The organism is Paraburkholderia pallida (genome assembly GCF_004524855.1).
Taxonomy (GTDB): Bacteria; Pseudomonadota; Gammaproteobacteria; order Burkholderiales; family Burkholderiaceae; genus Paraburkholderia; species Paraburkholderia oxyphila.
The window spans coordinates 1,777,288-1,787,607 of record NZ_CP038151.1; the positions used below are offsets into that span (position 1 = coordinate 1,777,288).

Genomic DNA, 10,320 nt, shown 5'->3' on the forward strand with positions numbered 1-10,320 from the left:
CGTTGATTCCAACAGAAAGATGCCCTGGGTGGTGTTAGTCCTTGGTAAGTTCATGACAGGAAATACCGCACGGCTCATCATTCCGGCTATGTAATATCCACTTCAGTTCCGACCGGCAGCTGGTCCGAGACTTCCCGCCGATGCGGCATTGCCGCCTACAGTTCTACCCTTGCGGGTCTCGCTTACCTCCGGGGGCCTGCTTCGCGATTTCTTTTCAGGAGCAGGCATGAACATCCAAACCTTGGATACCCAGACTATTGACGTCAGGGTTCCGGCTGAGATGCCTGATTTAGCTGACGAGCAGTCGTTTAGCCCGAAGATGCGGATCGTCCGCATTGAACAGGGAGTCGTGGCGTGGCAAACGGCTAAGAGACGGATTCAAAAAAAGCTGCTCCGTCCGCCTGAAGATGTTCCAGCGGACGAGGGAGCAACCTGACAGTAAAGTGTTGTTTGTCGTTAGCACGCAGCAACGCAAGCAAATCGGTCAGGACGGCTGGTGCCTCCGATAGAACGGAAAGATCATGCTCCGGTTCGGATATCTGCTCCATGTGCGAATTCGTGTGCAGGAACCGGATGATCCGCGCCTTCGCTGCGGGATCGCCTTCCAGCGCCTCCAGTTGCTGTGCCAGATTTCCCGCTCGTCCTGGTACTCGGAACGCGAGGAACGATTCCAGCAGCCTGCGGGCGATGTTCGGAAGGCCGTACACCTCAGCGAGACTCGTCGGTGCCGCCAATTCTGCGCCAGCCTTTACGCATCGGAACAGGTAGTGGTATTCCGACTCGTATTCGTGCAGCAACGGGTCAAGCGTTCTGAGGTACGCGCTCCTCTGACTGTCACTGATCCGCATCGCTAGCATATAAAAATGCGCGCTTTTTGACTTCTCTGGGTCGTATGGACGATCCCGTAAGCCGCCAGCGTAGTTGAACCAGTTCTTGACTTGGCGAAAAAAACCAAAATTGTGTGTCAAAACAAATATCTGCTTCGCATCCCTCGTCCGGTCCTTCATGTAGCCAAAGGCACAGTACAGCGAATTCGCATCAAGGCTCGATACTGGATCGTCGATAACCACGACCCCGTTCTTTATGTCGAAATCGGCGTCTCGCAGCGTCTTGAGGAAATAGATGAAAGCGATCGCCGTTCGTTCCCCATCGCTTAGATGCATGGCTGGGTTGTTCCCCCGCATGACGGTGTAACCGGAATCCTTTGGCTCAAAGCGCAGTTCGTCCCGCCCGAGATAAGCCACCATTTCGCGATTGAGTTCCTCCGCTGGTTTCAGGTGCTGCCTGATCTCGCGCTGCAGCCGCACTATATCGATACCGATGGGTTCTATGCTCCTTTGCACGTTTCCGTGCGATATGGCCAGATCCGAAGCCATCTTGTCCCGGTCCGACCATTCCGGAAAAACCTTCAGCCCATCGTCAATTTCGAGTTGTGCGCGAGCAGCCGATGCAGAATTTTGGAAATTCTCCGTATACTCGTTATGCAACTCAACAAGGCGAACGATCGCATCAGCACCCGCCATTCCCAATGCAATGCCCATCGCGTTCAGTCCATTGATCGCAATCTCGACCAGCTTGACCAACGCGGAGTCGCTTTCAAAGTCAACCACGCTTACGTAATCCTTGATTTCGAGTCTGGAAAACGGGTCACTTGTCTTTGCCAGAATCGCGTCCTTCAGCCGGTTCAGGAACATTTCAATGAGCAGCGACTGTGCCTTCAAGTTCCCAACAGCCTCATCGAATTCGTCACGGAGGTGTGGATACAAAGCCGATCGCTCAGGAATTTCTCGGGTACGCGCCTTTTCCCGAAGTGATTCGACAGAAGACAGAAGCGCACCCAGACGCTGTTGCTGCGCCTTGAAATGGTCATTGAAATGCGCTTCGAGTGCGGCAACCCGAGCAGGGTCGAGTTCCTGCTTGCAGAAATGACAATGCGCTTCCCCGTGTTCGTGCAACCGCATGCCCCGCTCTACCCAGCTTGCGACCTCGGGTGCATCGACCAGTTCCTGGATCGTGCTCGCCACAACCGTCTTCCCCAACTCAGTACCGATCGCGCTCGTGAGCTCGCCAAGTCTGATGCTCGCAAACGACGGGACCGGTAGAGCTGGCATAGGCTTCCCCGCTAATGCCTCCTCAAGGCGCTTCCTTTCAGATGTCTCCAGTTGCGCCGGTTTCTCGTCGACCGACTTCAGCTTTTGCATCAGCTCCTTGAATCTAGGGGCTTCATAGTTGTTGTAACGTGGATCGCCCAAAAGCAGGTTGCGAATACTTCTTGCTTGACTGGTGCAGAAGGCATTCAGTTCATCGGTCGCTGCCTTTGTATCCTTCTCGAGGGTCAACAGTTGCGCACTCAATTCATCGCGCTTGGCCTGAAGCTCGGAGATTCGCTTCTGTTTTTCAGCACTGTCTTCCCCAAGATAGAAGACGGGAGGCAGTGCTTGCCCAGGCATTTCAAAGACGCTTCGGTCGACAAAATCCCGGTTGAAGACGCGGACGGCCGGTAACTTTCCGGAAGTGAAGTCCGCACCCGTGACCACATTTCCATCGATCACGAACTCGACAACACCCGAATCAGGTGGCGTTTTCTGTTGCAGTGACCGGAACAAGGTCGATATTGAAGTCTTGCCCGCCCCGTTCCAACCATAGATCAGGTTATATCGCCCAAAATCAGGAAGCCCATCCCAACGGAAATCACGAAAGATACGATAGCCTTGCAGCTTCTGGATTCGTTGAATCGTCATTGTCGTTTACACCTTTTGGCACACCGAGCATCACTGGGTGCGTCGGACTTATTCTTCGCTAACGATTTCTCGCTTCACTCGTCTTGACCTCTGCCCCCACGAGGCTTGCCTTGACGCAGGCTGACGGTCTCTCAACCGCCAGCTGAAGCCTCCGTGCTCTCCGGTGGATTTTCAGCACTCTTCTTTCCGTCAATCTGGGACAACCCATATATGATCTTCACAGGGAACGGCGTTCGATAGTGCCGGTATGCAATCATCTCCATCGGATGAAACCCCGGCTCCCCGTCCGCGCTTACATCGGTTATCGGGTCGAGCTCCAGAAATTTTTTGATGCGTTCACGAAGCGCCTCCACCGAGGGCGGAAACTCCATAATTTCCGTGTTTCCGGTTGTCGTGTGTACCGGGCCGAAGAACATCAACTTTTTCGAATCGGCATCAGGATGCCAAACCTGTGGCACCACCTGTGGAACTTCTTTGCGCAGGACTTCAACCGCCTGAACGTACTGGTCCTCCACCCCAACAGCGACGGACCATAGCAGGAGGTACGCGGACATCCACGACGCCCCCATAACCGATCCGATCAGCTCGTCATCTTGGCCTCCGTTGAACTCCACCAGGTCGTCGAAAGAGTCGGTGCTGATTGGAAAATCGACCCGTCGTCTGAATGAGAAGAGCAAGCGCCCGCACAATTCCGATAGCCAGCCTCGGACGGCATCTTGCCTATTCGTCACCGTGAGCAGCAGGAGCGCAAGAGACACGTCAATTGCGTTTCGGTCCAGCCTTGGCGAAGCTGTCGCCGGCATGTTCGCCAGCATCGCTGCAAGCAGGTTGGCGATGCCGCAGCCGAATTTGTGTTCCGGGTCGTCGGTGAGTGCAAATATCGCCAATCCGGCCGTCGCCAGCAACCCGACGTGCTCAAGAAGCATCACGGCGTATTCAGCACTTTCGCGTGTGTATCCAGACATACCGTCCCGGACCGACATGTATGGCGCCAGCTTCCTGACGTACGTCATAGCGACGTCTACATAGGTTTGCGAGAGTCGCATGAAGGATTCTTGCACCTGCCGATGACTCGGGTCAGCAGATATCTGAATCCGGTGCCATGTCCTCAGCATGAAGAGTTCTGCCGCAACAAGTGCCTGTTTTGTATCCCCGGAGTCCTGCGCAGCCTTTGCAAACATGTGCAAAGCGAGGTTGAGTCGGGTGATCGCCTTCACAAGCGACTTTCCATCCGTGACAGTCCCATCAAGGTCACCGGATTGTTCGAGCCCGAGCTGGCGCCGCAACAGCCTCTCGATATCCACGAGGCTATATTCCCGCTCTCCGGCAAATGCCAGTGCCTTTCTCAAGTCGGTCCGGTCTTCCTCTACGAACACGTGCTCATCGAGCATATAGCGCTCAATCAGCTCGGCGACCTTGTCGCCGCCCCAGAACTCAAATTGAGCGTCATTCGCGTGTCTTTCGATGTACGCAGTCCAGTTGCGTTGTGTGTCCTGCTTCAGGTCGCCAGTTGTCGCCAGAATGATCCGCTTGCGTAGCTGTTGATGCGCGGGTTCCAGATCTCTCGGCAGGTAGACCTCGATAATTTCGTCGAGACTCTGCCGGACGGCTTGAGCACTGCCGTCCCAGTCCTGTCTACCCAGATCGCCCTGCTTGATGGTCAGCAATACCAGTTCCTCGACCTTGTCAGCCGGATTTTGACCAACTACGGGAAGATCAACACCGTATTGCCGCACCCCGGTCTGCGGTCGCACGACTGGCACGTACCCCATCGCGGAGAGAAGATCAGGAAGCAGCCTGTCGAACTCATCACGTTCGCGCAGAGTGCGCAGGAAGCTGGAGATTATGAGCCTCATTTGCTCCCTCGCCGCGTGGTTTGAAAGATCAAGCGCCGGTGGACCTGCCCGACAGGGTCAAGCACATCTCTACGCGGTAAAGCAGTCGTCACGCTCTGCGTCGTCATCTTCGTTACGGCAGGGTAAGCACCGTCTACCATTCTGAAGAAACCGGTGCCACCTTTCACTGGCACTCTGTGGACAAGCTGCGCCCAAACCGACTCATTACGCGCGTCCCTCATCGCACGGTCCATTGCTTTTGCGCGTGCGACCGCGAAACTCCGCGAAAGGCGAGCTGGTGGCATCAATTCATTCGCAACAGGAAGCGCGGACAGCGAAGCCTCGTTCTCCCCTATCACACGGACTATCTCGTCGAGCAACGCAGCCTCACCTTGATCAGCGCAGCTTTGCCGATATGTTGCCAGAGTCCCTAGTGTCGGCTCTGGATAGTCGTAGCCGATTTCATTTACCAGCGCGTCCCTAACAAGTTCGAATGTCCGCTCCTTCGCGTTAGAAGTCCGGAGAAACGATAGAGTAAGCGACAGGAGTTGTCGTTCCTGTAGAACAAAGCCGAGAATGCGACGGCAAAGAAAGAACAACCCTTGAGCGTCAAGCAAGTCAACTGCAGACATGTCAAGCGACACACCCGGTTTGTCATGCGCCACAGCGTGCGAAAGCAACCCTCCGGCGGCGGCAGCCGGGTTGCGTTCGTCGTCTAGAAGACAGCTCGTTATGAGCTTGCCAAAAGTGTCGGGTTCCCCCATTAACCAATGGACCGTTTGCGGAAATAGCTTCACGAAATCCGAGTCACAAAATACACCGCTACCGTGTTCGCGAATCCACCTCGTGAACCAGCCGATTACCTGCTCTACAGCAGATTTGCCGAGGAGCAGACAGAGAACGTGATCGACACGTCCGAGCTCATGATCCTCCTCCGTACCCAACGAAAGACAATCGTTTACCAAAGGAAGAATAGTCTCCAGAGGTTCCAGAGACCGGGAAATCGTGAACAACCCGGATGCCAGAGCTTTGACTGCCGCCATGTCCCGCGCTGCAATCAGCCGTCTCCAGGTCTCATGACAGAATTGGTAATCTGGGAGGCCGTAGACGACATTTTGACAAGCTACCGAATGCAATTCATTGTCCGCATCGGCAAGATACGGCTCGAGCAGCCCGTCGATTTCACGAACCTGTTCGCCCGTGAGATCTCGTCTTGCACATAAACGCCCGACCATCCACATACACACTTCGCGCGTAACGGGATAATTGCCACGTACGCCGGTCGACACTCTATGAAGCACCGAAGGCGTATCGACGCAACCCAGCGCGAACAGCACCGCGCGGTGGAGGTCTGAACTGGTCGAATTCGGAGCCAACGCACAAATTTCCAGCACTTCAGCGCGGAGGTCACTCCTCGCAATCAGCACGGGAACAAGCCTCTCAAAAAACGGACTGGCAATCATGCTGCCATCGTAAGACTGTTGCAGCGCAGCACAAAAGGCGGACAACGAGTTCGCGGAAATGGCAGGCAGCTCAGCCAGCGCTTCACCAATCATCGTCGCCAAGCCGTATGGCCTTTTTCCTCCGCTCGACTGGATAACAGCAGCCGCATCCAGCAAAACATCTCGATTCACACCGCAAAGAACTACAAGGCGTGCTGCAGCATGCACAGGATGCAGCAATTCATCCTGCATCAAGCTGTCAGCAGTGACAAGATATCCGGTGGCACCGTCATCGGTGAACCCCGCGAAAATCTCCGTTGCGGTCAGTCGATTCCTTTCGTCCAAAGACGCGAAGACCAGCTTATTTCCTTCAATTTTGTAAGCCTCGTCGGCCGGAAGCGCGGTCAGGTTCGTGATCTCGCTGGCGGACACCTCTATCTCAAGATTCGAGTTTCGTGCTCTGTGAAGCTCCAAAGCGAGTTGGCCAGGCGTGCGTGGCGCCGGATTGATGGACGGACCGGACATCGATAACACCTCGTGGTGAATAGTTCGGCTTAAATTCGAAAGTCCTTCACGGATATCGGGCGTTTGGTGGAGATCGAGGCCGCAATCCCGGTCCAAATCCCGTCGCAGCTACCATCCCCGTGACAAGGGCGTGTAGCATCGTATCAATCGCGTCGGTGCCGTAACCTCGAGCTGACTCGGAATTGTCCCGCCACGCCTATTCATCTGGCAAGGAGTTCGCATGATCCCGCAAGCCCGACTTGAGGGCATCGACGAGAAGGCGGTGCGGCAGTTGCTGGGCATCGCTCGCGAGGGTCGCACGCTGGACTTCAAGGAAGCTCTCGACCTCTCCGACGCAGGCAGGCGTGCACTAGCAGAGGATGTGTGCGCGTTCGCCAATACAATAGGAGGTGACCTCGTCTTCGGCATTCGCGAGCAAGGTGGCGTCGCCGAGGACATCGTCCCGGTCGAGCTTCAGAATCCAGACACCGCGCTACTGCAACTCACTAATGCACTACGCGACATGGTCGAGCCGCGCGTGACAACCACCTTGCGCTCGCACGTGGTGCGTCTCGCCGGCGGCGGGCACGTGATCGTCCTGCGTGTGGGCTTGAGCCCGAACGCGCCGCATCGGGTACTGCGCAACAACCACTTCTACCTGCGCAACTCCGTCGGCAAGGAAACTATGGACATCCAAGCCATCCGCACCGCCTTCGCGTTTGCCGACTCGCTGGCCGACCGAGCGCTTGCCGTCCGTGACCGCCGCCTCGAGACACTGAACGCGGGAGGCAGCCCACGGCCGCTGAAGCTGGCACCGCTCGTCGCCGTTCATATTGTTCCACTGTTGGCGCTTACTCGCCGCAGCGCCCATCCGGTCGAGGCTTTGAAAGCCTGCGCGCGACACCTAACGGCGGCAACAGCGGCACGTGGAAACCCGCTGCGGACCGCAGAGGTCAACTACGAAGGTGTAATCTGTCCGGCCGACAGGGACGCGGAAGACCGGGTCGGTGGCTACGCGCAGCTGTTTCGCGACGGCTGTATTGAACTCGTTGGATGCCTCACGACGCACCCGCTCCCCGGAGAGGGTGATAGGTTCACAGCTCTATACCCCAGCCAGTATGAGCTACCCCTAGTCCATGAAGCGTTGCCGGCCATCCTCGAAACCTTTGCGGCGCTTGATGTGCCACCGCCGGCGTACTTGTTCCTGAGCCTTCTGCATCTGCCCAATGCATTGCGCATAGGATTCCAGCTACCACTCGAGTATGCCCGCTTTCCGCCGGTGCCGGCCCACCTTAGCCAGATCATTTCCGCCCCCGTATATGTCGAAGATTTCGGGCAACAGCCGCTTGAAATGATTCGTCCCGTGCTGGACCCGGTCTGGAACGCGGTGGGTGAAGAGCATACCCAGACCCAGTTCCGATGAGGCAAGACATTAATGCCGCGGGACCTCCGCATCGCGAACGGCTACCATTCAAGAGTCAACTAGATACCCGATAGCTACCTGACAGTTTGCGGATGCCCGCCGCAGAATGACAGCGCCGAGCGATAGTGCCGGTGAGTGGGAGTTGTCCCTCGTTTTGCGTATTGCGTGAACGCGCTTGGTCGCTATCGTACGGTTATATTTCCATATGCCCGCCAATATCAAGTCACAACGCACGCGATTCGCTTTGTGCAAGTGTGGGCGTCGCCACCGCCGATTTGACCTGCACCGGCCACGAAGGTCGGCTGGAACCAGTGTGCGGCGATGCCCAGATCCGCACTTTCCAAGACGAGAGCCTCATCCGACCGCGAGACCATGCCGGGTGACGTCTTTCAGGCTGCAAATCCCTCGATGCGCATTTGGCGCCTGATTGCCTGCGGGGGTTGACGATAACGCCGCAGAAACGCCTCTCTCAAACGCCGAGCATCGGTCAATCCCGTCTCGACAGCCACCTGATCGAGCGTGAGACGACTGCGTTCCAGCAAGTGCCTTGCGGCATCCAAACGGAGGTTCTCAATGACCTTCGCGGCCGCAATGCCATCGCGTGGCCCCAATGAGTGGTGGCTTTCCGTCCAGACAAGAGGCCCGCCTGTGCCAAAACGAACGCGCCGGAGCAGCCCAGGCGGTGATGGCGTACAAAGGGACGGCGCGTTCGCTCTCGTATCGGATCACAATCGTATCGGATGCGGTGCTATAGGCTCGGACTGATGAGATACGTTTGTCGCCCGTTTCGCTGCGGCGCTCAGTTTTTTACCGCGCAGTTTGGTGTGGGTTCGATTTTGCCGATCGGTGCGGTGAAAATTACGTCTGAAAGCGTGGCTGGACGCTACGCTGCCGGTGCGCATAGGCCGAAGCGCGAAGCAAAGGCCGCGCGCAGCATATCCTGTACGCGTCAACTTGATATCGTAGATCGGCCCGCCCGTTGTCCTTGCAACCACCTCGCCACGACGCGCCGCCTCTTCGATCTCCGCCATCAACCGGCGTCGGCTTGTTTTTAAATTCAAAATCTATTCATCCTGCCTGTGCAATGAATGTCTTACACTGATCGTTCGCGCTCGCCAGACGCGCCCCGAGTAATGTGTAGTACTTCGCGCGTCGGGACGACCTGATTGAGGCCGGCGCCTGTTGCTGCATCCGTCGCAAGCAGGAGTGCTGCGACACCACGGGCCAATGCTGAAGCCTGTGTCTCATCGCCCTTCTGATGCGCTCGAAAAAAGCGCATCACCGCTCCCGCCAGTACGTCTGCGGCCTGAATGCCGGGGGATTCGTGCGACACGCCGAACTCGAGGCTCCCCGCCTCTTCGAACCGAAAGTCTGCGTGCGGCGTAATCGGCATTTCACCGAGTTTGTGCAATTCCTCGGAAAGGCGCTTTCCCTCTCGCAAGATGTCCTCAATCTCAAGCTGTACGTCGTGAACGATACGCACATCCCCGACCCGTCCCTGCCGGTATTTGTTGAGTCGTGCATATATGTGCGTAAACGATGTGAGGTTCGGAAGCATCCACACCAGCTTGCCGCGTTTGTTTCGGTCTGGAGGAGGAAGAAACCGCATGACCGCGTTCGGATCACTCCCCAAAAGAGTTTCGAAGTCATCCAGCGATTCGGCGCTCATCTTGCCAAGCAAGTCGCCAATTGCCATCCCGCGCTGCACGGCAGCATTCCCGAAGTCGATTTGTGACCGAAACGAAAGACGGAGCGACTCGTTACCCGGCTCCAGACAGGACCGGACGAATCTGTCGAAGAGCTCGTCGGGCGCATGCGCGTGCAGAAAGTCTGCGAGGTGATTACGGAAAAGGTTGAGTTCGACAGAGTCTTTGACCCCCGAAGATGGTGGTACCACCTGCGTGCTTACGATGTTCATGCACAGGAAATACTTCTTGTCGACCAGCTCGACGAACACCGGCATGTCCGATCCGCACATCCACTCAAGCAGATCGCAAACGAACTCCGGCTTGCTCAACAGGGACTTGGCCTTCATTTCCCCAACAGGAATCTTGTGTCTGTCGCGCAACTCAACGATTTTCGCTGCGAGTGTGGCCTCATCCAGCACGCCGACCGCAGCTAGCACGAAGAACGGCTGGTCCTTGAAATCATACGCATCGCCGCTTTTCACAGCATCACCGCTGTGGCCACTTTCGTCGACATAAAAGGTGATCGGCATAGTCCGCTATGTTTGAAGGAGTGACCGTTACACGTGGGCAGCGCTGATTAACGAGGATGGTCGCCGGAGCGCTGGCAAGGTTCACCCAAACGGTGAGCTTTCCTGGATACTATATCGCACGGCGAACTGTGCGGAACTGCCGATTCGGGGGATTCGA

6 protein-coding genes are annotated in these 10,320 nt (G+C 56.5%); 1 reads left to right on the plus strand and 5 read right to left on the minus strand.

The window, feature by feature from the left end; all coding sequences use genetic code 11:
* Positions 1-365: 365 nt before the first annotated feature.
* The 3 genes from E1956_RS42530 to E1956_RS42540 form a co-directional block, all read right to left on the minus strand.
* Positions 366-2,741, minus strand: a complete 2,376-nt coding sequence (locus E1956_RS42530) for an ATP-binding protein (RefSeq protein WP_134759492.1) — start codon at positions 2,739-2,741, stop codon at positions 366-368.
* Positions 2,742-2,872: 131 nt separating this feature from the next.
* Positions 2,873-4,597, minus strand: a complete 1,725-nt coding sequence (locus E1956_RS42535; RefSeq protein WP_134759494.1) for a hypothetical protein — start codon at positions 4,595-4,597, stop codon at positions 2,873-2,875.
* Positions 4,594-6,543, minus strand: a complete 1,950-nt coding sequence (locus E1956_RS42540; RefSeq protein ID WP_134759496.1) for a hypothetical protein — start codon at positions 6,541-6,543, stop codon at positions 4,594-4,596. Before E1956_RS42540 ends, E1956_RS42535 begins: the two co-directional genes overlap by 4 nt.
* Before the next feature lie 220 nt (positions 6,544-6,763).
* Here E1956_RS42540 and E1956_RS42545 point away from each other — a divergent pair, with 220 nt between their 5' ends.
* Entirely contained in the window at positions 6,764-7,945 is a 1,182-nt protein-coding gene (locus tag E1956_RS42545) for an AlbA family DNA-binding domain-containing protein (protein WP_134759498.1), read from the plus strand.
* 389 nt (positions 7,946-8,334) lie between these two features.
* Here the strand turns inward: E1956_RS42545 and E1956_RS47855 are convergent, their stop codons facing one another.
* The gene (locus tag E1956_RS47855; RefSeq protein WP_197733006.1) at positions 8,335-8,556 is read right to left on the minus strand and encodes a helix-turn-helix domain-containing protein; all 222 of its coding nucleotides are present in this window, start codon (positions 8,554-8,556) and stop codon (positions 8,335-8,337) included.
* Positions 8,557-9,038: 482 nt separating this feature from the next.
* Positions 9,039-10,163, minus strand: a complete 1,125-nt coding sequence (locus E1956_RS42555) for a DUF3800 domain-containing protein (RefSeq protein ID WP_134759500.1) — start codon at positions 10,161-10,163, stop codon at positions 9,039-9,041.
* Positions 10,164-10,320 lie beyond the last annotated feature (157 nt).

Excerpts from the sequence above, each read along its gene's own strand:
- E1956_RS42530 (WP_134759492.1), bottom strand. The coding sequence starts at position 2,741 with ATGACGATTCAACGAATCCAGAAGCTGCAAGGCTATCGTATCTTTCGT.
- E1956_RS42535 (WP_134759494.1), bottom strand. The coding sequence starts at position 4,597 with ATGAGGCTCATAATCTCCAGCTTCCTGCGCACTCTGCGCGAACGTGAT.
- E1956_RS42540 (WP_134759496.1), bottom strand. The coding sequence starts at position 6,543 with ATGTCCGGTCCGTCCATCAATCCGGCGCCACGCACGCCTGGCCAACTC.
- E1956_RS42545 (WP_134759498.1), top strand. The coding sequence starts at position 6,764 with ATGATCCCGCAAGCCCGACTTGAGGGCATCGACGAGAAGGCGGTGCGG.
- E1956_RS42555 (WP_134759500.1), bottom strand. The coding sequence starts at position 10,163 with ATGCCGATCACCTTTTATGTCGACGAAAGTGGCCACAGCGGTGATGCT.